18 protein-coding genes are annotated in these 25,839 nt (G+C 35.3%); 14 read left to right on the top strand and 4 right to left on the bottom strand.

The genetic code is table 11. The annotated features are described in order from the left end of the window. The first annotated feature begins 1 nt into the window (after position 1). The 9 genes from kamC to BLV68_RS15715 all read left to right on the top strand — a co-directional run bounded on the left by kamC (position 2) and on the right by BLV68_RS15715 (position 8,650). The gene (gene kamC / locus BLV68_RS05935; protein WP_093751827.1) at positions 2-1,666 is read left to right on the top strand and encodes a lysine 5,6-aminomutase reactivase ATPase KamC; all 1,665 of its coding nucleotides are present in this window, start codon (positions 2-4) and stop codon (positions 1,664-1,666) included. Positions 1,667-1,714: 48 nt separating this feature from the next. Next, entirely contained in the window at positions 1,715-3,268 is a 1,554-nt protein-coding gene (gene kamD, locus BLV68_RS05930) for a lysine 5,6-aminomutase subunit alpha (RefSeq protein ID WP_200773670.1), read from the top strand. Further along, positions 3,268-4,008: a lysine 5,6-aminomutase subunit beta gene (gene kamE, locus BLV68_RS05925; protein ID WP_093751825.1), complete on the top strand. Its 741-nt coding sequence runs from the start codon at positions 3,268-3,270 to the stop codon at positions 4,006-4,008. Before kamD ends, kamE begins: the two co-directional genes overlap by 1 nt. Positions 4,009-4,233: 225 nt before the next feature. Then, positions 4,234-6,087, top strand: a complete 1,854-nt coding sequence (locus tag BLV68_RS05920) for an OPT family oligopeptide transporter (RefSeq protein WP_093752076.1) — start codon at positions 4,234-4,236, stop codon at positions 6,085-6,087. Between the two features lie 12 nt (positions 6,088-6,099). Beyond that, on the top strand, positions 6,100-6,447 hold the full coding sequence (locus tag BLV68_RS05915; RefSeq protein ID WP_093751823.1) for a PqqD family protein: 348 nt from the start codon (positions 6,100-6,102) through the stop codon (positions 6,445-6,447). A gap of 171 nt (positions 6,448-6,618) precedes the next feature. Continuing rightward, positions 6,619-7,854 carry an HD-GYP domain-containing protein gene (locus BLV68_RS05910; RefSeq protein WP_093751821.1) on the top strand — a complete coding sequence of 412 codons (1,236 nt, stop codon included), beginning with the start codon at positions 6,619-6,621 and terminating at the stop codon, positions 7,852-7,854. 134 nt (positions 7,855-7,988) lie between these two features. Next, complete coding sequence (locus BLV68_RS05905; protein WP_093751819.1) at positions 7,989-8,216, top strand: hypothetical protein; 228 nt, start codon at positions 7,989-7,991, stop codon at positions 8,214-8,216. 16 nt (positions 8,217-8,232) lie between these two features. Further along, positions 8,233-8,358 carry a hypothetical protein gene (locus tag BLV68_RS16090; RefSeq protein ID WP_268807614.1) on the top strand — a complete coding sequence of 42 codons (126 nt, stop codon included), beginning with the start codon at positions 8,233-8,235 and terminating at the stop codon, positions 8,356-8,358. Continuing rightward, positions 8,318-8,650 (top strand): LysR family transcriptional regulator substrate-binding protein, encoded by a 333-nt coding sequence (locus BLV68_RS15715; RefSeq protein WP_234949850.1) that lies wholly within the window; start codon positions 8,318-8,320, stop codon positions 8,648-8,650. Before BLV68_RS16090 ends, BLV68_RS15715 begins: the two co-directional genes overlap by 41 nt. 219 nt (positions 8,651-8,869) lie before the next feature. Here BLV68_RS15715 and BLV68_RS05895 read toward each other — a convergent pair whose 3' ends face one another. Together BLV68_RS05895 and BLV68_RS05890 are read right to left on the bottom strand one after the other, a co-directional pair. After that, a complete protein-coding gene (locus BLV68_RS05895) occupies positions 8,870-10,039 on the bottom strand; it encodes a dicarboxylate/amino acid:cation symporter (protein ID WP_093751817.1) in 1,170 nt (389 codons plus the stop codon). Positions 10,040-10,151: 112 nt separating this feature from the next. Beyond that, positions 10,152-10,658, bottom strand: coding sequence for an ECF transporter S component (locus tag BLV68_RS05890; RefSeq protein ID WP_093751815.1), 507 nt, complete (start codon positions 10,656-10,658; stop codon positions 10,152-10,154). Positions 10,659-11,124: 466 nt separating this feature from the next. Between BLV68_RS05890 and BLV68_RS05885 the strand changes: the two genes are divergently transcribed. The 4 genes from BLV68_RS05885 (at position 11,125) to BLV68_RS05870 (ending at position 16,626) form a co-directional block, all read left to right on the top strand. Then, positions 11,125-13,260, top strand: a complete 2,136-nt coding sequence (locus BLV68_RS05885; RefSeq protein WP_159428628.1) for a sulfatase-like hydrolase/transferase — start codon at positions 11,125-11,127, stop codon at positions 13,258-13,260. 15 nt (positions 13,261-13,275) lie between these two features. Beyond that, positions 13,276-15,072, top strand: a complete 1,797-nt coding sequence (locus BLV68_RS05880) for an LTA synthase family protein (RefSeq protein ID WP_093751811.1) — start codon at positions 13,276-13,278, stop codon at positions 15,070-15,072. Positions 15,073-15,440: 368 nt separating this feature from the next. After that, the gene (locus BLV68_RS05875; protein WP_407702346.1) at positions 15,441-16,157 is read left to right on the top strand and encodes a radical SAM protein; all 717 of its coding nucleotides are present in this window, start codon (positions 15,441-15,443) and stop codon (positions 16,155-16,157) included. Next, positions 16,147-16,626 (top strand): QueT transporter family protein, encoded by a 480-nt coding sequence (locus BLV68_RS05870; protein WP_093751807.1) that lies wholly within the window; start codon positions 16,147-16,149, stop codon positions 16,624-16,626. Before BLV68_RS05875 ends, BLV68_RS05870 begins: the two co-directional genes overlap by 11 nt. Before the next feature lie 35 nt (positions 16,627-16,661). On the opposite strand, the gene BLV68_RS05865 is transcribed toward BLV68_RS05870, so the two are convergent. Beyond that, positions 16,662-17,150, bottom strand: coding sequence for an S-layer homology domain-containing protein (locus BLV68_RS05865; protein ID WP_093751805.1), 489 nt, complete (start codon positions 17,148-17,150; stop codon positions 16,662-16,664). 28 nt (positions 17,151-17,178) lie between these two features. After that, positions 17,179-19,122, bottom strand: coding sequence for a chitobiase/beta-hexosaminidase C-terminal domain-containing protein (locus BLV68_RS05860; protein WP_159428627.1), 1,944 nt, complete (start codon positions 19,120-19,122; stop codon positions 17,179-17,181). Positions 19,123-19,375: 253 nt separating this feature from the next. Between BLV68_RS05860 and BLV68_RS05855 the strand changes: the two genes are divergently transcribed. Further along, positions 19,376-25,768: an IPT/TIG domain-containing protein gene (locus tag BLV68_RS05855; protein WP_093751801.1), complete on the top strand. Its 6,393-nt coding sequence runs from the start codon at positions 19,376-19,378 to the stop codon at positions 25,766-25,768. The last annotated feature ends 71 nt before the right edge of the window (positions 25,769-25,839 follow it).

The following is a 25,839-nucleotide window of genomic DNA, read 5'->3' as shown; positions in this document are numbered from 1 at the left end:
AATGGAATTTATGGATGAGTTAACAAGGAAATCCTTAGATTTTCAATATATTTTAAATAGAATAAATATCAAAACCCCGTATGGCAAAATGTATAAGGACAAGATGAGACCTTTTGTAAGGGGAGAAGAGGAAAGATTAGTAGACGAATTGGAAAAAGTGGAGGCCTTTACCTTTTATGCTAGGAATACAAAGTTTGTGGAAAGTATTAGCTATATATTTCAAAGGATAAAGGATTTGAGAACTTCCATAAATAGAGCAAGGGAAGGAGGAATTCTTTTAACTGTAGAGCTGTTTGAAATAAAGAATTTCCTCTTTTTAATTCGGGAGCTAAATGAACTCCTTAATAGGAATCAGGTACCCTTATGGGATGATATAAGAATAGAACCAATAGAAAGCTTAGAAAATTTATTAGATCCGGAATCAACAGGCATTTCCACCTTTTATATATACGATGCTTACTCTGAAGAATTGAGGCAAATTAGAGAAGAAAGACGAGAAAGGGAAAGGGAAATCAAAAAAGAGAAAAGGATATTGAGGGAAAGGCTGGAAGAGGAATTAGGTATAAAATTAAATGCAGATGGCTCCATAGTCATTCCAAAGGACAGGTTGGAATTAATTAAGAAAATTGAAAACTATCCCCATTTGAGCTATGTATCGGAAACCTATATAAACGTTAAATATTCCCTAAAGCCAACTGACAAGATAAACTTACTAGAGAGGAAAATATTAATCCTAAAGGATAGAGAGGAAAAAGAAGAAACTAAAATAAGAGAATATTTATCCAAAGAAATAGGAAAAAGGAGTAAAGTGCTATATAAGAATATATCCAGTATTGGAAAGTTAGATTTCCTACTAGCAAAGGCTAGTTTTGGAATTGAGATAGATGGGGTTAAGCCTAATATAGTGAAAGAACATCAGATGACCATAATAGAAGGAAGACACTTAAAGGTTGAGGAATCCTTAAAGAAGATTGGATTAGAATATACTCCCATAACTATAGATTTAAAAAAAGGGGTTACCTGTATTACAGGAGCCAATATGGGAGGAAAGACCGTCAGCTTAAAGTTAGTAGGATTATTGACTATTATGGCTCAACATGGCCTATTAGTTCCAGCTAAGGAGATGGTTTTAGGATTAAATAATTTCATCAAGGCCTCCATAGGAGATATTCAGTCTACGGAGAAAGGTCTAAGCACCTTTGGAGGGGAAATTAAATTAATCCAAGAGGCCATCGAAGTTTCCGATAATGAGGGATTAATACTAATAGACGAATTAGCCAGTGGAACCAATCCAGAAGAAGGCTATGCCATATCAAAAGCCATAGTAGAATACCTATTAGAGAAAAACTCCATAACCTTACTCACTACCCATTATGATAATATTGGAAATATGGATAGGGTAGTCCATCTTCAGGTAATAGGCTTATCCCATATGGGAATAGGGGAGTTGAAAAAAGAGCTAAAAGATCTTTCAGAAGGGAAATTGGAATTGATAAATAGATTGATGGATTATCGTTTAAGGGAAGTAGGCAAAACAAAGTCTGTCCCCAAAGACGCCATCAACATAGCTAGAATAATGGGACTGGATAAAGAGATAATAGATAGGGCTGAAAGGAATCTCAGAGGCCATATTTGGGAAGAATGCACTTCAAAAGATAGACCATAATAATTGTGCGCTGTGAATTGTAAATTGATAAAAGAGGGGGTTGATATTTTGAGCAAATTAAATCTAGATCAAAATTTAATAGATAGTTCAAGGAATGCTGCTAGAAAAATTGCTGACAATATACAGGAATTTATAGACCAACATACTACTACTTCTACAGAAAGGGCCATTGCCCGCTTGTTAGGGGTAGATGGTGTGGATGAAATAGACAAACCCTTACCCAATGTACTCATAGATAGTATAAAAGATGGAGGAGGGTTAGAAAGGGGAATTGCATACTGGTTAGGAAACGCCATAATTCAGACTGGAGACAGCCCTCAGGAAATAGCAGAAAAAATATCTAGGGGGGAACTAGACATAATTCGCCTACCAGCAGCAAAGGAAGAGAAAATCCGCGATACTATTTTTGAATTGGCTGAGGAAGGGGTAGCAAGGATAAAATCAAATAGAAAAAAAAGAGAGGAACTCTTATCCACTTTGGGGGAAGGTAATAAACCTTATATATACGTAATAGTCGCTACTGGCAATATATATGAGGACATTGAACAGGCTAAATCTGCAGCAAGACAGGGGGCAGATATAATAGCCGTTATTAGAACTACAGGTCAAAGTCTATTGGACTATGTTCCCTATGGAGCAACTACCGAGGGATTTGGAGGAACCTATGCTACCCAAGAAAACTTTAGGCTTATGAGAAGGGCTTTAGATGAAGTAGCAGAAGAGGTAGGCCGTTACATAAGGCTGTGCAACTATTGTTCTGGATTATGTATGCCAGAAATAGCTGCTATGGGAGCACTAGAGAGATTAGATGTAATGTTAAACGATGCCTTATACGGAATACTATTTAGGGACATTAATATGCAAAGGACCTTAATAGACCAATTTTTCTCTAGGGTCATCAATGGATATGCAGGAATAATAATAAATACTGGAGAGGACAACTACCTTACCACCGATGATGCAGTAGAAGCAGCCCATACCGTATTGGCCTCCCAGTTCATAAACGAGCAATTTGCATTAAAAGCTGGAATCCCAGAAGAGCAAATGGGGCTAGGTCATGCATTTGAGATGGACCCCGATTTGGAAAATGGCTTTTTATACGAGCTAGCCCAAGCTCAAATGGCAAGAGAGATATTCCCAAAAGCACCTTTAAAATATATGCCTCCAACTAAATATATGACGGGAAACATCTTTAAAGGCCATGTGCAAAACGCTTTATTTAATATGGTATCCATAATGACCAATCAAGGTATCCAACTCCTTGGAATGTTAACTGAGGCTATTCATACTCCTCATCTACATGACAGGTACTTATCTATAGAAAATGCTAAATATATTTTCAACAATGCCAAGGACTTAGGAAATGAAATCACCTTCAAAGAAGGAGGAATTATTCAGGCTAGAGCCCAAAAGGTATTAAGTGATGCAGAACAGCTATTAAGAGAAATAGCTGAAATAGGGTTATTCACAACAATAGAACAGGGTAAATTTGGAGGAGTTAAAAGACAAAGGACTGGCGGAAAGGGATTAGACGGAGTTGCTAAAAAGGATTCAGGATATTTCAATCCCTTTATTCAGCTTATGTTAGGAGGTGGAAGGTAATGCTAGACCTAACTAGAGTAAAACCTTATGGAGATACATTAAATGACGGTATGGTACAACTTAGTTTCACATTGCCAGTACCCTATGGAGACGAAGCCAAGGAAACAGCTAGGCAATTGGCTAAGAAGATGGGTTTAGAAGAGCCTTCCGTAGTATATGCAAAGGATCTAGTTGGATTTACCTATTTTATTTTATATGGGAAATTAATCCACACAGTAGACTTTACTAAAATAGAGGTACCAAAAGTAGATGTAGATGTGATGAGCAAAGAAGAAGTGGAACAATTTATAAAGGACAATATTAATAGGGACATAGTAATAGTAGGAGCTTGTACTGGAACAGATGCCCATACCGTTGGAATAGATGCTATCATGAACATGAAAGGCTATGCAGGCCACTATGGATTGGAGAGATATGAAGGAGTAGAAGCTTATAACCTAGGCAGCCAAGTTCCTAATGAGGATTTAGTAGCCAAAGCCATAGAATTGAATGCTGATGCCATATTGGTATCCCAGGTAGTAACCCAAAAGGATGTCCATATACCAAATCTAACCCAATTGGTGGAATTATTGGAGGCAGAAGGAATTAGGGATAAGGTAATCCTAGTTTGTGGTGGACCAAGGATATCCCATGAACTAGCAAAGGAGCTGGGATACGATGCAGGATTTGGTCCAGGCACTTTTGCAGAAGATGTGGCCAGCTTCATAGTAACTGAAATGGTAAAAAGAAATATGGTTTAAAATAAAACAACCCAGTTTTGGGTTGTTATTATTTTAACTATATATTACCAGACTTTAATGTTTTACCAAGATAAAGCAACAAATGTAATATTTGAAGTTATTTGACATTTCTGATTAAAAAAAATATAATAAAAATATTCAATAAAAAAATAATTAGAAAGGAGAGGCATATCAGTGGATAATCAATTAAAAGATTTTAAGCCTTATATCCCAGCGGGTGAGGTGATGCCAGAATTTACATCTACAGCAATTATAATTGGTATTTTTATGTCTATAGTTTTTGGTGCAGCTAATGCTTATATTGGCCTTAGAGTTGGTATGACTATCAGTGCTTCCATACCAGCGGCGGTAATTTCTATGGGCATTATCCGTGGAATTATGAAGCGAGATTCTATCTTAGAGAACAATATGGTGCAAACCATAGGTTCTGCTGGAGAATCCTTAGCAGCAGGTGCCATATTTACTTTACCCGCCTTGTATATTTGGTCTCAAGAGCTTGGTATGGAGGTGCCTAGCTTATTAAGGATAGTGATCATATCCTTATCAGGAGGTATTTTAGGAGTATTACTAATGCTTCCGCTAAGGAGGGCCTTAATAGTAAATGAACATGGGATTCTTCCCTATCCAGAAGGAACTGCCTGTGCAGAGGTTTTAATTGCAGGAGAAACTGGAGGAACAAAGGCCGAGACGGTATTCAAGGGACTTGGTATTGGTTCAGCCTTTAAATTCATTACTGATGGAATTAAACTATTCCCATCGGAAATAGAATGGGCAATTCCAGGATATAAGGGTGCAGCCATAGGAATGGATACTCTACCAGCCCTACTAGGGGTAGGTTTTATAGTAGGTCCCCAAATATCTGCCTACATGTTGTCTGGTGCGGTGCTAGGTTGGTTTGTACTCATTCCATTAATGACCAATTTGGGTCAATATATAACGGATATAATATATCCAGCATCAGTACCCCTAAGTCAATTGGACTACTGGGGAATATGGAGCAACTATATTAGATATATTGGTGCAGGGGCTGTAGCCTTTGGAGGAATACTATCCTTAATTAAATCCTTGCCATTAATCGTCAGAACCTTTAAGGAGGCCTTAGGGGGCTTGAAGATCACGGCTGGTTCTACTTCAAATCTTAGGACGGATGAAGATATGTCTATCAAAGGAGCCTTAATGGGTGTATTAGTCATAGTGATATTTATAGGAGCTACGGACTTCATACCTGTAGGTATTCCTGGAGCCTTAATTATAGCCATATTTGGCTTCTTCTTTGCTACTGTATCAGCAAGGCTTGTAGGCTTGGTAGGCAGCAGCAATAATCCAGTGTCGGGTATGACCATTGCAACCCTACTAATTACCTCCATCATATTCAAATCCATTGGATTTGATGGGGAAGCGGGAATGATAGGAGCTATATCCGTAGGTTCAGTAATCTGTATAATAGCAGCCATGGCAGGAGATATGTCCCAGGACTTAAAGACTGGCTTCTTGGTAGGGGCTACCCCAAGGAAGCAGCAGTATGGAGAAGTAATAGGAGCTGTAGCTTCTGCACTAGTAATTGGCCTTGTATTAATGTTATTGGATAGGGCTTGGGGCTTTGGATCCAACGAATTGCCAGCACCACAGGCTACCTTAATGAAGTTGGTGGTTGAAGGAGTAATGAGTGGCAACCTCCCATGGGTCTTGGTATTCATGGGAGTAGGCATTGGATTAGTAGTTGAGATACTAGGCATTCCAATACTTCCCTTTGCAGTAGGCCTATACCTACCAATTCACTTAAGTACACCAATTATGCTAGGTGGAATTATTAGGGGAATACTTGAAAAGAAAGAAGATGACAATATCAAAGAGAAAATTGATGGGGGAGTTTTATTCTCATCTGGTCTTATAGCTGGCGAAGGGCTAGTAGGAATACTATTGGCAGTAATGGCTATAATACCAGTAGGAGGAGTAACCCTAGCAGATAAAGTTGCCTTTGGAAATTATGCCTTAGGCCAATGGGGCTCCTTAGTATTCTTTGCAGGTTTGGCCTACCTATTGATAAGGAAGTCCTTTTATGCAAAGATAGAAAAATAATAGGGGAGTACTATGTTTAAGAGGAATAAAAAAGAAGAAAACTATCTAGATTATATACCAAAGAAATCGGAAAAAATCCATTGGATAGAAAAGGAAGATGGGTTAATTCAAATAATAATATATAGAAATTCTTTATTTGAAAGGATAGTTCGAAAACTTTTTTTCACACCAGATAAATATAGAATAGATTTGGATCAAATGGGTTCCTTCATATGGAAGCATATAGATGGAGAGAAGTCAGTCTACCAGATATCCCAATTGGTAAAAGGGGAATTTCAAGAGAAAGCAGAACCCCTGTATGAAAGGCTAATTCAATTTATGAATATATTGAAAAACAATAAGTTCATAGACTTTAAGTAATATAATCCTTCCTAGTCTATTTTAAAATAAAAGTAGATTAGGAGGGATTTACATTTTGCTAAAAATTTGTAATATATAGAAAATTCATTTGAAATTTGGAAAATAATGTGATAAAATAATCCTACTCAAATAGTACTATAGAACCAAACGAGGGAAGTAGGTGATAAGGTAATGGAAAACCTAACTTTGGAGACGAGCAAATTTGTTAGAGTGAAATCAATGTCTACAAGAAACAGGTTAGTACAAAAACAGAAGCAGCTATTAGAACTCTTAGGTTATGATGTATGCATATCTTTCCTATTTAATGATAAAAGGAATATTGCTTACAAGAATGCAGTTGCAAGCTCTAATATGAAATATAAGAGAAAATCAATTTCCAATGCCATATTCATAAACAAAATACAGTACTCTGCTTTTAGGGAACTAATAGGCAAAAAGGGCATAGTGGAAAATTATTCTCAAGATATATTCCCTCCATTGTTAGAAGGTGTCAACACCGAAGTTTATATCCCCATTTTTTGCTGCAATGATAGAGATTTATCAATAGAACTAATCGGATGTTTATACTTAGGCTCTTCTGATTTCAAAGAATTCCCCTTCAATCACTTTATAGATGACAATTTGGTAGAAGAACTGATGTCTGATATTTCTAAGCTGTTAACCTTGCTTCTTATCAGGATGGAGCAGTTTGAAGATGCAGTTAATATAGCTGAATTTATATTAGGTCTAATGGATAAAAAGGCTCCCTATCTTTCTAACCATGCCTATAATGTTTCAGGTTGGTGTAGGGAGATTGGAATGGAATTAAAGCTATCCAAAGAAGAACTGAATGAATTGACTTTAGCAGGATTATTACACGATGTTGGCAAGATCATAGTGGACAATAGTATATTATATAAAAAGGGGAGGCTGGAGAAGGAAGAATACCAAAAGGTTCAAGAACACGTCATTACTAGCTATAAAATTTTAAAATACCTATTTGAGGATATTGAGGAATATAAAAACGTTCCCGAAATAGTCAAATACCATCACGAATGGTATGACGGCAAGGGATATCCTTTTGGATTAAAAGGAGATGGCATACTATACTTGCCAGGCACTAAAAGGGCTGTACCTATAGAAATCAATAAAATAGGTGGAGACGCCTTGTCCTTTAGTTTGGAAGAAAGTTATGGCAAGAATCTGTCTAATGGAAAGCCTTTAATAATAAAGGTGCTATTTGATGAATTGGAGTTGGATATTACGGGTACAGTAGTTAGAAAATATAATTTCGGTCCTTATAAATACTTTGATTTCAACTATACCAATATACCCGATTGGAAGAGAGATGCCATATTTAGGCAGTTGTTTAGAAAGCAAATCCAGTTGAGAAAAACCATAAGCAAGTATGAAAAAACAGCAACCTAATTTCAGGTTGCTGTTTAATTAATACTATCAATAAAAGTTGTAGCAACCACAATTGTGAATTATTTCACAATCTATAAATATAATTATATAATCAAATATAAGTTGGAGTAAAATTATATCCAAAACATAAACTGGTGAAAATAGATGGCAATACAGCTATTTTTGAAAACAAGGAAACTAACGAAAATAGTTTCTATAGCCTTGAATATACAGTACTAGACTTAGGTACAAAGCCAGATACAGAATTAATAGAGGAAATAAAAGAAGAATTCAGCAATGTATTTGTACTAGGAGATGCTAATAAGACTGGAAGAATTAGAAATGCTATGGAAACTGGATTTGAATTAGCTTACAAATTATAAAATAAGGAGGTATAATATGGCAAGATACGGACAAGTATGTCCCATAATCTACGGAGAAGGGACCATCAACTTATTTGGTGAAGAAGCAAAAAAACTTGGATGTGCCAAAGTATGGAAATTTAGATTTAGCTCTGACTGTTAAACCCAATGATCAAAACAGGCTTAGATATATACATTTAATAAAGGAAAACCTAATAGTAATAGTGAACAAGAATAATCCTTTATCAAAGAAAAAAAGTATTAAATTTGAAGATTTAAGAGGGCAAAAATTTATATTTTTAGCAGATGCCTTCCGTATGCAGGATATGCTTATAAATAACTTACACAAAGCAGGAATTAAGCCAGATGTATATTATAAATCTAGTCATGATTTAAAGTTAGTTTATGATTTAGTGGAATTAAACAAAGGAATATTTATATTTGTAGAAGATTAACTGTTATAGATAGATATGATAATATTCGCTGCATTCCATTAGATGTACCAGCAGCCTTTTGGGATGTAGATTTTATTGTAAAATCAGATATGAAAATGAAATCGGAAGCTAGAAGATTTACCAATTTTTTCCTAGATAAAAGAAACTTGGAACAAATATATTAGTATTAGCAATATAAAATAGGAAGGAATATGTAATTTAATTCCTTCCTATTTCATATTATTTTTCTAATTTAAACCCTGATATCCTATTTACTATTAAAGCTATGGCAGCATCTCCCGTAACGTTAACTGCAGTGCCAAAGCTGTCTTGGGCTACGTATAACGCTATCATCAGTGAAAGCATAGCAGGAGTGAAGCCTAACATGGATTCCAATAGACCTAAAGCTGCAATGACAGCGCCACCAGGGACTCCAGGTGCAGCAACCATTGTAATGCCGAGCATCAGTATGAAAGAAAACATTATCCCAAAGTTAGTGGTCATTCCATTTAACATCATAATTGCCATGGAACAGCTAACCAAAGTAATGGTACTTCCTGATAGATGGATGGTAGCACATAGGGGAATGACAAAATCTGCAATTTCATCTTGGATTCCATTCTTTTTGGCTTGTTCTAAAGTAACTGGAATAGTAGCTGCTGAAGACTGGGTACCTATAGCTGTAAGATAAGCAGGTATCATGTTCTTAAGTAGCCTAAAAGGATTTCTTCCCCCAATGGCACCGGCAATTGTGAACTGTATTACTAAGATGGAAATATGGAGTAAAATTACCATTACGAATACTCTGGCAAATACAGATAGAATAGTGGCTACCTGTCCGGCATAGGTCATATTAGCAAATATGCCTAATATGTGGTAGGGCAGCAGTGGAATGATTATGCTATCAATAAGCTTTTCTATAATAGATTGAAATTCACTCATAAACTTCTTTATAGTCTCCCCTTTAATAAATGCAATACCAAGTCCAATAGTAAAGGCAATTAGCAAAGCAGTCATTACTCCAAATATGGGGGGCATTTCAATGTCAAAATAAGGGCTTAAAAGGGCTTCTTCTGGATTAGTTGCATCTACATTTAAGGCACCAGTAGTTAAAAACATAGGTAGTACTAGGGAGGATATGAAATAAGCAAAGGATCCAGAAAAAATGGTAGACCCATAAGCAAGAACTGTAGTTATTGCCAACAGTTTACCAGCTTCTGCTCCTAAATCACCAATACCAGGAGCTATAAAACCTATAATAATAAGGGGTATGGCAAATCCTAAGAAATTGCCAAATAGGCCATTAAAGGTAGCTAATATCCTAATAATCCAAGCAGGAGCAATATTCCCGATAATTATTCCCAATATGATGGCAATGATTAGCTTTGGCAATAACCCTATTTTTCTCATAAGTGGTTCCTCCTTTCATACCTATATTATATGTTAATTCTATAAAATAATACAAAAAAAATAAAATAAGTTCTTTTATCGGTGCCTGACACCAATAAAAGAACTTATTGGTTTATCGATTCCTTTCATAAGCCTTCACTATTGGCGGTATTAGTAGAATTTGGATTATAATACCGGGTAAAGCTGTAATAGTAATTCCTTTAATATATATATCTAAAGGAGGCATTGGAAGGGAAAAAGCACTTCCCAAAACTAAAACTGTTAGTGCTGCAGCAATTCGACCTAGAACCATGCTAGAGATTAAAGCAGGTAGTAAGGCCATTTTAATTCTCCTATAAAGATAGCCAGATATTAGGCCATAAACTGCTAGTTCTACCAACATAATCCAAAGAGTTGGAATTGGTGGCATACCAGTTAGAGTATGATTAAGTATAGGCGATATAATTCCTACAATAAGTCCTAATGAAGAACCTAATATTAGTCCGGATACTAATACTGGTATATGCATGGGGAGAAATACAGCTCCATTAATACCAGATATATGTATTACCATAGGAAGTATAATGCCAATTGCTAGTAGCACAGCAGCTGTCACTAAATCATTAGTTCTGAATCTCATAGTTCATCTCCTTTCCATAAAAGATATATAATTGTTTTATTTATACATTATACAATTTTTTTAGGCTTTTTCCAACAATTTATCCATATCCTACTTATAAACTTGCAAGTTATACCATATTGGTGTAAATTAGTATTGTATGAAAAATTAAGCCATTATAGGAGGAACAGAAATGATCTTTGCAATATTGCTCCTGTGGAAAATGCTGCCGTTTATGGATATAATCAAAGTTGAACACAATCAATCAATAATATTATTTATTAGTATGCTTATAATTTTTTTTATGTTTACTTTAGTCCATTTTAGTAACCTAAAAAGGAAAAGAAGCCTAGCATTTATCATATATAGCATAATATGCTCTGTTATGTTTATCGACGTGGTGTATTTCAGCTATTTTAATTCTTTCCCCTCAATCAGGATGATTAAACAGTTCCATCAATTAGGGGCTGTTAAGGATAGCATCAAAATGTTACTTGGCTTTAAAAACCTATTATTTATATTGGACCTGCCATTACATATAATATACCATAGAAAGAAACCAATTATGAATGAGAATAAATCCTATAGCAAATATATAAGATTTGGCATACCTGCTGGTATAGGTTTTATCCTTATATTAACCCTATCTATTGTAGATGCCAAAGGTTTGATGGTGCCCGTAATGAATCAAGAACCTTTTACTTACCATATTATGGATATTAAAGAGGTGTTTGCAGTAGAAAAAGGAAAAGATGAGGAAATCATCGAGGAAAGAGGAGGCCTATTTAGCCAAGAGGACTTGGAAGAACTTTTACAGCGGACTCAACTTGAGGAAGGGAAGCATACGGGAATTGGAAAGGGGAAAAATTTAATAGTAATACAGGTAGAGGCTTTACAAAACTTTGTTATAGACCTTTTTTATGATGGACAGGAGATAACTCCCAATCTAAACAGATTAATAAAGGAAAAGGGCAGCCTTTATTTTGACAACTATTATCAACAGTTGGGAAGAGGCAATACTTCTGATGCAGAATTCGTCACCAATAATTCCCTATACCCATCTATGGAAGACCCTACCTATGTTCAATATGAGCAAAATACTTTCTATGGGCTGCCGTGGATATTAAGGGATAATGGTTATACTGCTTGGGTATTTCATGGGTATGAAAAGGATTTTTGGAATAGGGATAAGGCCTATACAAATCAAGGATTCCAAAGATTCATTTCCCAAGACGATTTTAAACTGGTAGAGACTATAGGCTTTGGAATTACCGATAGGGAATTCTTTAAGCAATCTATAGAATATCTAAAGGAATTGGACAGCATAGATGACAAGCCCTTCTACGCATTTATGATTACATTAACTAGCCATACTCCTTTTAAGATGCCAGAAAAATATCATTATTTAAATATTAGAGAAGAACATGAAGGCACTATATTAGGGGATTATCTTCAATCCATCCATTATGTGGACAAGGCATTAGGAGAATTTTTGGAGGATTTAAAGAAAGCAGGATTATATGATAATTCAGTAATAGCAATTTATGGGGATCACTTTGCCATAACTGGATACAATCCCCAGGGAGTAGAATTGATGTCGGAATTTTTAAATATGGAATATGATATAAATGAAATGTTTAGAGTTCCATTGATTATCCACGTGCCAGATGTGGAAATTAACGAAACCATATCTAGAATAGGCAGCCAACTAGACTTTTTACCTACCATATTGAATATTATGGGTTATAAAAACGAAAAGGGAATAATGTTTGGTCGGGATTTGCTAAATTACCAAGGGAAGAATTTTGTAGCTGCTCAAATCTATGTATTTAAAGGTACCTTTATAGATGATGATACCTTATTCAATATGTCTAGCGATGGACTCTTTGAAAATAGCCAAGCTTATAATAGGAAAACAAGGGAACCCATAGAATTAGAGAAAGTTAAGGCAAGATATGAATACATAGTATCCGAAATAAACAAATCAAATTATGTATTAAAAAAGGATTTAATCAAACTATTGATGGAAAATCAAGGCTCAGTTGATCTAGAGGACTTAAAGGGGAAAAATATACCGGATGATAAGTACATAATTAGATGTTATAATAATCCTTTGGAAGAATTGAGCAAAAACTATGAAGAAGGCCACAGATTGATGGCTGTAAAACTTAAGTTTATAGTCGAGGAAGAAGTAGTATTGGAAGGTGGTTATGAAATAAAGGATTTGGCTCATTGGATGGAGAATCATGAAGACGCATATCTATTATTAAAAACTGATGAGTGGAATAAGGGTATATTTTTAAAAGTCAAGGATGAGTATCCTGATATAAAGGATAGGCTTATAGTAGAGCAGACCAAATTTGACCAGTACTATAGGCTCTCCAACAAAGCCTTTAAGAATATATTCTTCAATGCAACAAAGGGGAATTATACTAATGAAGAGATTTTAGACTTTCTAAAGAGGAATCCTTTAGCTGGAGTTATACTAAATGAGGAATATTTAGATAACTCTTTCGTAAAGGAATTAAAAGATCTGGAAATATCCATCTACTTAGATGGAGTAGATGAAAATGTAGACATAGACCAATATGAAAATCTAGATGGGTTTTTGCTGAAACAATAGATATGGAGGATATATATGTTATCGCTATTGTTAGCTCTGAAGATATTATTATTCATGAACATAACCAGGGTAAAACACAATAGAGCTTTAGTCTTCTTAATCAGCCTATTGGTAATTCTATTTTGTTATTCCTTCATCTATTTGAGGAACAACAGGAATAAATACAGATTAGGGTTCCTATTCTATACAATAGTATCCTTAATCATGTTTGTGGATGTGGTATACTATAGCTATTTCAATACTTTGCCCTCAATCAAGATGCTTAAGCAGGTAGGTCAGGTTCCAGCAGTAGGAGATAGCGTTAAAACCTTGTTATCCTTTAGGAACATACTTTTTTTATTAGATTTACCCCTAGTTTACTTCTATTCACGAAGGAAAAGGAATAGCAGAAGATTTAATAGATATATAAGCTGGGGAATTCCTGGAGGAATAGCTCTAGTTCTAATCCTTTTGCTAACCATATTAAGCAAGATAGGCCTATTCGGGCCTGTAACCAACCAAGAATTATTCACCTACCATGCTAAGGATATTAAGAAGACTATAATGAAGGAAGATATAACCAATATAGAGACTTTGACTATAACGGATATAGCTGAACTTAAAAAGCGATCGGAATTTGTGGAAGGAAAGTACACAGGTTTAGGGAAAGGGAAAAATTTAATAGTAATCCAAGTTGAATCCTTGCAGAATTTTGTAATAGACCATTTCCATGAAGGGCAGGAAGTAACCCCCAACCTAAATAGGCTTATTAGAGAAGAGGGAAGCCTCTACTTTAATAACTATTATCAGCAATTGGGAAGGGGGAATACTTCCGATGCAGAATTCGTAACCCATAATTCCCTATATCCATCTATGGAGGAACCTACCTATACCCAATATGTGGACAATACCTTTTATGGACTTCCCTGGATTCTAAGGGATAATGGATATATTGCTTGGGCATTTCATGGATATAAAAAGGATTTCTGGAATCGGGACAAGGCCTATCTAAATCAAGGTTTCCAAAGGTTCGTATCTGAAGAGGACTATGATTTAACGGAAACCATTGGCTTTGGACTCACTGATGTTGAGTTTTTTAAACAATCTATGGGTTATTTAAAGGAATTAGATGGATTAGATGATAAGCCCTTCTATGCTTTTATGATCACATTAACTAGCCACAATCCCTTTAAAATGCCTGAAAAGTATAAGTACCTGAATATCAAAGCTGAATATGAGGACACCTTACTAGGGAATTACCTTCAAGCTATCCACTATACCGATAAGGCCATAGGTCAGTTTATCGAGGATTTAAAAAGAGAAGGGCTGTATGATAATTCGATATTGGTCATATACGGAGATCATTTTGCTATAAATAGCCTTAACAAAGATGACCAAAAGCTGATGACCGATTATCTAGGTTACCCTTACGATTTGGATGAAATGTTAAAGATCCCTTTGATAATCCATATACCAAGTCTTGAAGCTAATGAAACCATAACTAGAATAGGCAGTGCATTAGACTTTCTGCCTACTATGTTAAATATTATGGGCTATAAAAACGAAAAAGGTCTAATGTTTGGTGTAGATTTAATCAATTATGAGGGGGAAAACTTTGTAGCTCCCCAAACCTATGCCTTAAAAGGCTCTATAATAACTGATGAAATATTGCTAGAGATGTCAAGAGACGGTATATTCGAAAACAGTCGAGTATATAACATAAAAACAAGAGAACTCCTTAACCCACTAGACTTCATAGAAAAGCATAAAATGGTAATAGAAGAAATAAACAAATCTGAGTATATACTAAAAGCAGATTTTTTTGCACAATAAAGGGATATGAGGACATTGGATGGTATCCTGTGTTCCAAACTTATTGAGTATTTGACATAACTTAATGCTCTATGTATAATAATACCAATAGAATGCTATCAAAAAAGAGAAGGTCCCATACCTTAAGTTGGGACTTGGAAAAGATGATGGGGGTGCAAGAATTACCCCATCTATTTTTATGAGAGAAAAGATGAAAGAAATAAAATTAGATAAAGTAAGATTTTATAGGATAGGCTTGGGTTATGTAAAATATCAAAAATTATTAAGAGTCAGTTTATTTTTTGGGTAAAATAAAAATTGCATTATGAATCAAGCACGTAATACATAGAACAAAGTGTTACCTTGATAACCACTATAAAAACAAGGGAGTGATAACATTGATTAGGTACAGTAAAATATTAGAGAAGAATCCAAGGGAGATTGTGCTTTTAAAATCACATCCTTGCCATTGGGGACGATGTTTGTTTTGCGACTATATTCACGACAATGAGAAAGATGATTATTATATAAATGAAATCAATAAAGAAGTATTGAAGAACATAACAGGGGAGTTTAAGCAATTAGAGGTCATAAATTCCGCTTCTGTATTTCAACTGCCAAAGGAAACCCTTGAAGAAATAAAAAACATTGTCAATTCGAAAGGAATAGAAAGGCTGTATTTTGAGAGCCATTACCACTATAGACATAGGCTTAATGAAATAAGGGATTACTTTAAAGGGATAGATATTGTATTTAAATGTGGAATTGAAACCTTTGATGATGTTTTTAGAAACAACTATCTAAACAAAGGAGTATATTTTAAAGATTATAAGGAAGTAGCAAAGTATTTTGAATCCATATGCTTATTGGTGGGAATAAAGGGACAAACCAAGGAGATGATTAAGAGGGATATAGACATATTAAAAGAACATTTTAAATATGGTTGTATAAATATTTATATTGAAAATACTACTCCTGTAAAAGGGGACCAAGAGTTAATTCAGTGGTTTAAAGAAAACTACTCATACCTAGAGGAATATGACAATATAGAAATTCTATGGAACAATACTGATTTTGGGGTAGGAGGCAATGAAGATGAAAAATAAAACGTACAAATTAGTAAAAGCAGGTATTATTGCAGCATTATATGTAATTCTAACCTATGCTTTGCCCTCTTTGGCTTATGGACCAATTCAATTTAGGATTTCTGAAATACTAACCCTATTAGCGTATATGGATCCATTTTACATAGGTCCCTTGACTTTAGGATGTGCCATAGCTAATATAGGAAGCCCTTTTGGACTAATAGATATTATATTTGGGACATTGGCTAGCTTTTTAGCCCTTAACTGTATGAGTAGAACAAAAAATATATTCCTAGCCAGTCTCTGGCCATCTATATTCAGCTTTATAGTAGGTTTAGAAATTTGGTTTTTATCAGATACTCCTGTAAACTTTTTTTTAGTTACAGGCCAGATAATGCTTTCTCAATTTATAGTAGTATCTGTAATAGGAGTACCAATATTTAAACTTATAGAAAGAAATCACTATCTTACCAATATGATAAAAGAATAGTATGAGGGACACGGAGGCAATTCCGTGTCCCAATTCTAATGTTTAGTAAGCAATTCAGTAATTATATCATAAGCAAATCCTCTGGTTATAGTTTGATCATATGGAATATACATATTTGCCAGTCCAAGCTCCAAAGCCTTATTATAATAATCCTCAGGGTATTTAACAAAGTCGATTCCATCTACATAGCCCATTACCCGCATTATTACGGTTAAAAATTCTATATAGGTTACATTGGCATCGGGTTCAAATTTATCATTAGTAGTGCCCTTCATAATATCGAAACTATATGCCAAATTAATGTAAGGAGTGGCCCAGCCTTTAACATCGGGGAAGATATTTTTATCCTCATAAAATTGAACTAAATTTTCCAAGTCCTTTAACCGCACTCCTATAGTGGCTAATTCCTTTCTTGTCATTTTCTCATTTAAATCCTTATTTTCCATTACATGCTGATTAGCAGCTATGCTGACATTCGGAAATATAATTAAACCAATTAATATGAAAACCAAAACTTTCTTCATGAAAACCTCCTATTATGGGCATATAATTTTATTTTTCCACTACCTTATAGTTAAAGGTGGAAATAGGGCTATCGTTCATGCCTTCTTTTGTAGCATAGGCTCGGATTATGGTATCCTCATTTATCACAATAGGATCAATATAGAGAATCCTATTCGATGGAGATGGTGCAGAACCATCTAAGGTATAGTATATATTAGCTCCTAGGGTATTGGTAGACAATCTTACGGTAGAACCTTTTACAACTTCTCCAGGAAAGGGGTCTGCATTAACCATTTGGACCACATCTTGAGATATTACTATTTCCTTTACAATATACTGATTCTTGTCATAAGCTTGAAGAAATACATTTGCATCCCATAGGGCAATCACTTCAGCTATGACATCATGTAAAAATATGTCCAATGCCCTGTCTACAGATTCGTTCCATCTTTCATCATTTATATTAAAGTCCATATATACTAGCAGTTTATAATCATTTAAGTTAGTTTGGTGTAACTTATATTCCATTGGGATTCTGAAACTTCCAGATGTAAATGATCCATATCTTTTTTTCAAAAATTCCTCAGTTTTCCTTTCTAAATATGGAGAACGGATCTTACCTTCATGGATTAAAAACTCAATGCTATCTCTACCAGGATATTCAATAACTCCATTTATCCTTAATTGTGGATAGTATTCCCTTATGATACTATCTATCCTTTCTAAGAAACTAACTTTACTATTAAGACTCCAATTATGCATAAAGCTTCTAGTATCAGGATAGACTATAAGTTCTAAATCATAGCCAGATATTCTAGCAGAATAATCGAAGTATACTCGATTATATCTATCCAATCTTTTTGCTAATAAATCTTCTATAAATTGAGGGTCTACCTTTTCCGTCATATCTAACCTGCTATCTATAAACTTAAATACTATGTTTTTCATCTGGGTATTAAATTCCACATAATTATATCTAGAACTGTAAGGGTTCTCTATGTGACCTTGAATCTTTGCTTCCTCATCATATAAACTGGTAATGGCAACGAATATATCCCATATATAGGCTTCTACATCCCGCCTTGTTAATTCTCGCCATCTGAAATTATACCCAGTTTCAAACTCTATGTCTACATAGTACCAAGAATCGCTTTCTTTTCTAAGGTGAATTTTTACAGGGAGCTCTCCTATATATCCTAAATGTCTATTCAGATATATTTCCATATCATCTAAGCGATCTATTTTTTCATAAGGTATTTTTACATCCATGATTATTTTTCTCTTTTTCTCTAATTCTGTTAATTCCTTCTCTAGCTTTAAGCTAAGGGAATTTCTGCCATTGATCAACTTTTCAATACTGCCATATTCCGGTTTGTTAACCAAAATCCCATTACCGTCTATATTTACTACATTATCAACAAACTCTGGGGTAATGTAGAGTACTGGAGAAAGAGATACTAATGAAACATATATATCATCCTTATATAATAAGGGTTTCCTATCCAAGTATATTTTCTTACCATCTAGGAATATATTTATATCAGAAAATCCCACCTTAATGTTTCGGATTTCTCCTTCCCATTTACTGGAACTATCAGTTTTTCTGCCTTGAAACTCCCTTATCTTCTTATTCAAATCCTCTATTCTTCTGTACATGGCTTGAATTTCATATCCTTTTTGATAAACACTAGGTTTTATAGAAGTGGCATTTATATTAAGCTTTCCATGGGAATCTAGTTTTAAAGTCCTATTTCTAGAATTATAACTATACCCCATACCCAAGGCTTGGGCCACTTCCTTCATAGGTACCCAAAGCTCTCCATCATATATGAATATTTCCTTATGGGGGAAATACCAGCCTTCAACCTGAAGTTTAAAATCCCCAAATAAAGCATCAATCTCCATCACCTGACCTTTTCCATAGCTAGGCTTAGGAAGGCATGGAAGTAAAATCAGTATAATCATTATAGAAATAATAGCTCTATTTTTCAAAACCATTCCCCCTTGTTCTTTACTACTATAGTAACTCTCTCCCATATTATCGGCATTCAGGTGAAAAAATTTAGCTTATAATATATAATAAACTTAAGAACTTGCTATGTTTGCCGATAATATACTTAGATTATTGTCAATTGGGAAACTGTTATTCCGAGGCACATCCGAGGAATTTCAGACCTAAAAGCTAGACTTAAATAATTGTGCATTGTGGATAGTGCATTGAATAAGGGGAAAGGAGATTGGGGCAATGGTTAAGGTAAAATCGAAAATAGGAAAAAAGCTATTATCCATATTATTAATAATATCCTTCATAATACCAGTAATAGGACCGGTAGGTGTATTCGCTCAATCTAAGAATAAGATTGTGTACACGTACAAGTCGGGCATTGGAAATGAAAATCAATTAGAATCAATTTACATAAGTGTTGAAGCCATTATAAATAAATCAGGTACCCATAATGTTACTATTTTTAAAGAAGAGGGGGATCCACAAGTTATAGATCAGATAAATGTAGGCGAAAACGAATTAGGCAAACCCATAACGGTAGAATCTTGGATCACCAATCCTCAGGGCAATATTAGGATAACTGAAATTAGAGTAGGTGGTTTTATATTAAAAATAGACCCTGCTCCTATAATAAACAAAATGGAAACCTATGATGTAAACGTAGGCCAGAAGGTAAGCTTTACAGGAGCAAGATTGAATGCAGCAAATGTTAAAATTCAGATAACCGGCGAACAAGGAGTTTTCGTTGCTGACCAATACGACCGCTTTAGCGAAGTTATGAAAGGGACTACAGGATTTAAAAATATTACGTTAAGATTGGATGATGGAGAAGTAGAACAATCAGCCATTTATCGTAACGCATTTAAACTATTAGGTAATATGCCTCAACTTGGAGCTAAATTGGAGATTATCCCACAATCGGGAACGAGAGAAAGCATTGCATACATCAAAGCCGATGGAAACTTTACTATAAAAGATGGAGAGGCACAACATTCAGTATTTTTTCTAGAAGATGCTACGGATAGATATAGCGCCGATAATATGGCTGAAATATTGTCAGCCACCAACAAGGTATTAAAAATAAAAATACCCAAGGGAATAACGGATGCTAAATATTATGATGTAATAGTTACCAATAAAATTACCAATCCTAGAGGGAATATATATGAACAGATTACTGATACCAGAAAGGTAGAAGGAAGGTTTTTCGTAATTGGAGCCGATAAAGGGCCAGTACTAAGCAGGATTGAACCCGAAAGAGGGCCAGATACAGGAGAAACAGTAGAAGTAACAGGTATAAGATTTGATGAATTGGGCTTTATAAATGGTATTGACGAAAAATCCCTTAGTGTAGATGAAGTAAAAGTAAGCACTATAACCATTGGCGATACCCTAAAAGGGATAATAGATTCAGAATTTGGAAGCGATGAAGAAAATCAGGACAGGGTATTCCACATAACCTATAAAAATGCAGATCAAAATAATAAAGCAACTTATAATGGACAAAATATAACAGAGGTAAACAGATATATAGCCACCTATATAGGAGATAAAACTACGCCAGTTGAAACAAATGGAAACCCAGTTTATAAATTTACTGAGATTTTTGATGATATAACCGTTAAATTACCTCAAACTACCGTAAATAAAGAGACTGAAGTAAATGTAATAATAATCATGCAAACTGAAATTAAAACTGAATCTGGGGAAACGCATACCATTACCAACATTATTTCCAACGACAATGTAAAATACACTATAGTCCCAAGTCATACACCTCCAAGCATTAACAAGATATCGCCAGAAAAAATCCAAGTAGTAAAGGATAAATCCTCGGAAGATTACGTTTTAAAAGAAGATATAGTGATAGGAATAGAAGGAGAAAACTTTAAAGTAATAAGAAGCAGAGATCCAGAAAGCAATGAGGAAATAACCAATTATCCAGTGGTAGGACTAGGCGCCCAAATGAACGATGCCGATCAAGGCATTGTTTTGAGAATTAATCCCAAAGAAGAAGGACAAGTACAGAGATATCATAACGGAGCATGGGAGGATTTACCAGGGGCCGACATGGTGGTATTGGATTCTAAGGGGAATATCATAGATGGAACCGTAGGAAGGGATACAGGAAGTAAAATAATAATCACCCTGCCTAGAACAGAGGAAGTAAAAATTCCAGCAAATTCTGTTACTACCGATTTAAAAAATCCTAGGCCTAAGCTTGTATATGTAATGAATCCAATACTTGGAAGTAACGAACCCGGTTATCCCGGTTTTAACTACAATGTATCCTTAATGTTCATAGACCTTAAGGATGGTTTACCTCCAAGCATAGACCGAATTACCCCTAATGTAGTGGCCATAGATTCAGGGGAAGAGATTACAGTTACAGGCTCCAACTTCCAACAGGGAGTTAGAGTATTTGTGGGAGGAGTAGAAGTACAAGGAGTAAAACAGGAATTAGACCCATCAGGTCTTAATACCATACTTAAATTTAATGCACCAAAGTATCCTCAGATAATAGAAGGACCCACAAAGCTTATTGTAATGAATCCCGATGGAGGCCAGGCAAGTAGAGATTTTACCTATGTAAAATCCTTGGAACGAGATCCTCAATTTATGGACTTTTCACCTAAATCGGGAACTAAGGATACTGTAGTAATAGTAGATGGGGAAAATTTCCTAGCCCCAAACCCATCGGTAGGTACCACTGCTGGAATGGGAATCTATAGATTAATAGGAAGCAGAATCCTCATGGATGGAGTTGACATAAACGAGTACAATATCGTCAATGGAAAGATTGTATTGGAAGAATATGAAAATGAGAATCAAGAGCTCATAAAATATGATGGACATAGCTTAAACCTTGCAGACTACCATCATAGCGTAATATTGGAGGACAAAGATAGACCTAACAACTTCTATACCATATATCAGGATATTAGAGGGAATATAATCCTATCTGATGGAGGCTCTGGTAGTGATCAAAGCAGCATAATAAATGAATATTATATTGTGGAGATAAATGGAAATATAGTAGCTGAAAAGGATGGACAAGTTTATGATATTAATGTAAATAAAAATGGAATAGAACTATCGAAAGATGGAGAAACTCTAACACTTATAATGAAAACCCCCTATAAATTTAATGAAGCAGGGGAAATATACGGTTCAAGGGTTAAAGTGATAGATAAAAACCGAATAGAATTTAAGGTGCCACAGTTAAATTCCAAACTGCCTGATGGATATACCATTACTGTGGAAAATCCAGATACGAAGAAATCTACAGCCAGAGATAAATTCTACTACTATGAGGCCGTATCCTTAAAGCCTGAAATTCATGCTATAAAGCCAAGTATTGGTTCTATAGAGGGAGGATATCAAATCCTCATAGAAGGAATCAACTTTGAAGATGATTCTAAAGTTTATGTAGATGGGGTTCTAGTACCAGCTAACGATGTAAGAAGGGAGACCATATCAGGCAAAGATACTTTAATTATAACCAATATGCCACCATATAGGAGAAATATGGCTCAAGAAGGAACGGATAGAAAGGTAGTTCCTGTAGCGGTAGAAAATGGAAATGGCGGTACAGCCATAGGAAGGTTTACTTATGTAATTCCACCTTCAGCAAGACCTATTATAGATGGAATAGAGTTCCAAAAAGATACTCAAGTAGGCTCTGCAGCTGGAGGAGAGATACTCACTATAACTGGTAGATACTTCAAATATGAAGAACCTTGGAGTTTAACAAAGAAGTATAGGGATTGGAAAGAAGGAACGAGACAAGGAGTTACAGTATATTACGAAGACTTAGATGACAGTGAAAGTTTCACCTCGTACTCCAATTGGATAGACTATATTGAAAATAAAGAACTTGGAAAGACAGAACCCCTTCCTGTTCCTGTAGATACTTACGATAAATATCTGACATCTGAAGTACTTCCAAAGGTAAGGATAGGGGGGCTAGAAGCCAAGATAGTTGAATTTGGTACCAACTATATTAAGGTAATAACTCCTCAGATTACCCCAGGGCGTCATGAACTTTATGTAGTAAATAACGATTTTGGAACATCTAATAGGGTATTTATCAATTTTGAAGGCTCTAGAATCACAATAGACAGAATAGTAGGGGATACAGGAAAGAAACAAGGGAAAGATGCAGTAGAAATAATAGGTTCTGGATTCCAAAACACCCTAATGTCCATATTGGAAGGTGGAAATATTAGAGAGGAATATATGCCTAGAGTCCGCTTTGGTACCATAGGTGGAATTAAGGATTTGAACAACAATATAGCCCAGGTTACCTTGGAAAATGGGGATTTCACCATAGAATATGATGGTTCTCAAATTCAGAGAACTAACATTACCATGACAGCTAAATATAATAAAGAGATATACAAAAAGACCTTTACCATTGAAGGATATAGCGGAAAGCCCATATACCTTCCTACTTGGGAATTAGAAAGTACCGATGGAAAGGCCTATCCTGGGTATGAACTGGTAATGATTAAGACTGAAAATAGGAAGTTAATCGTAGAAAAGGGATATTCCCCAGAAACCAAATTGGTGAATACTGGGCAAATTGAGTTGAAAACTCCATCCTATTACACAGTAGGGGATGTGCAGGTAGAGGTAACCAATCCAGATGGAGGAAGGGCTACTACAAGGTATAAATATACCAACCCTGCAAGTAAACCTAGAATTTTAAACATCACAAGGGATGGAATGGATCCAAGCATAGGGGACGATGGAAAGACTAGAATATTAAGGTTAGACTACAGGGGAGGCCAACATATTACCGTATTGGGAGAGGATTTTAGAGAAGGAGCACGAATCCAGATAGGAGATATATTGGATATAGATAACAAGGATATAACGGAAACCTTAAATGCCAGCCCAAATAAATTAGCCTTCATCATGCCTCCAGTCAATGAAAACGCAATAGGAAAGCTATATAGGGTAACTGTAATTAACGGAGATGGTTCTCAGGTATCCTCCGATAACCCAAACAATATCTGGAATGCACCAATTTATATTCAATTTGTCAAGGGGGAATCGGGTCCAGAGTTAGGCAGTATAGAGCCAGATAGAGGACCAGCTACAGGAGGAACGAAGGCTACCATTAAAGGTAAGGACTTTAGAAAGAGCATGGAAGGCTATGAAGGGGAAGAGTTAAAGGTATTCTTTGGAGACAACCAAGTATCCAGAGAGGATATAAAGATAATTGACCATAGTACAATAGAGGTAATTGCTCCGCCATCGGATACCATAGGACCTGTAAGGGTGAAGGTGGAAAACCCAGACAACAGCCCAACCCAAGAAAACTTAATATTTACTTATATATCAAAACCAAGAATAGACGATATCAACCCTAAAAAACTATTTACAAACGACACAAAAACAGAAGTAACCATAACAGGAAATCAATTCATGCCCGGTGCTAAGGTAATAATAGGTGGGGAAATAATCCCAATTAGAGAATTAAAATCTGGAATGGATGTAAAGGGACAAGGAATAACTGGAGTAGATCCACAAGGGAATAATAGGGAAGTGGCAGTAATAGGTGGAATGGAAGCAGCAAGTGTTAATGTGGTAAATACTAACGAAATCAAGATAAGGTTTAACGAAGCCACCAACCTAGAGAATAGTAGCATCATAATAATCAACCCAGATGGGGGGGTATCCGACCCTTATAACGACTTCAAATACGAAAAACCATTGCCACTAAAACCAATGGTATTAGAAGCCATTCCAGGCTATGAATCAACGGTAATGTTAATCTGGAACGAGTCGGATCCAGATTTGTTGAACAGGGCTACTAAATATGAGATATACGGAAGGAAAGCTAGCGAAAACGCCAGCACTTTCATAGCCAGCACAACTGATGCAGAATATCTAATAAAGGGATTAGAACCCAATACTAGATATGTATTCATGGTAAGAGCCCTAAACGAATATGGAGCAGCCATAGATTTTGCAGAAGTTGAGGTAAGGACTTTAAGTCTACAGGAAGACTACAAACAAAGGGAGAAGGAAGAAAGGCTTAAAGAAGAACAGAAGAAATTAATAGAAAAAGGTAAGGAAGAAATAATAGGAAGCAAGATAATAAGAACATTAGGTACAGAGGATATTAAAAACAATGTGGGTAGCTTAGACTTTAACCACTCCAAATATAAAAACACTAATGAATTAATAATAAACATACCAATAGCCCTAGCAAGAACTGACTCTACATTAAATATAAAATATGGAGAACTGCAGATGACTATTAATCCAAAGGATATGTACACCTTTAGAGTCTCCATGTTGGATGAAGGGGATAAGGATTCTAACCTTCAAATTAACATAAAAAGACAGGGAGAATCCCATATCCCAAGAGGAAAGAGAATAGCATCAAGAGCTTACGATTTCCACTTTAGATTCCAGAGAGGGAAGGATTACATGGATATTGACCAATTGCTAAGAAATGGCAAGCTAACCTTAAACCTAGATGATATAACCTATTCAAATGCAAAGAATGTAACTCTATACAAATTTGACACCTCCACTGGAAATTATGTTAAAATATCCGATAACAGGATAACTTCCTTTAATGGAAGAGGGAAATATATACTGCTATCAGATAGATAAAAACAGAGGGGCTACAATTTCCCCTCTGTAATTCTGAATTTTAGAGATCATTCTAAAGCGTGGCTGAAAAA

This window comes from Tepidimicrobium xylanilyticum (assembly GCF_900106765.1).
In the GTDB taxonomy this organism is placed as follows: domain Bacteria; phylum Bacillota; class Clostridia; order Tissierellales; family Tepidimicrobiaceae; genus Tepidimicrobium; species Tepidimicrobium xylanilyticum.
This window is presented reverse-complemented; position numbering and strand designations above follow the sequence as displayed.